Raw genomic sequence first — 429 nt, 5'->3', positions numbered from 1 at the left:
GTCATAAGTCGATTCCATCGTCTTAAGGTCAGGGAGATACATGTCTGTTGCGACAAAGCCGAGCATCGAGAGGGCTGCAATGATACACAAGCTGTAATTTTGAAATGTTCATAGTTATTCCATTCAATTTTTTTCACTACAAATGTTTTGTGATCAGTTGGCGCCAACCCTGATTTATATGCCCTGCTATTCTATTTTTCGCATTTGATAAAATAAAACGCTAAAATTCGTGGTTATCAATCAAAATTTTTGAAAGGTAGGCTGTGTTTTCAAAACCGTCGTCTAGAAATGTTGGATACCGTCGACTCGTTTAGGCAGTTTTACTGCCGCCTGCTGAGGTTGCTGCACAAAGTGCCTTCGGCCATCAGCTATGGTGTGCGTCAAGTGGAACAAGAACTTGGCGTGTTGCTGTTTCGTCGTTTACCGAGA

General features: G+C 42.0%; 1 pseudogene. It reads left to right on the top strand.

The window, feature by feature from the left end:
* Positions 1–249: 249 nt before the first annotated feature.
* A pseudogene (locus CIK04_RS32820) lies at positions 250–429 on the top strand (hypothetical protein); the annotation flags it as partial.

This window comes from Vibrio sp. 03_296, assembly GCF_002265885.1.
This window is presented reverse-complemented; position numbering and strand designations above follow the sequence as displayed.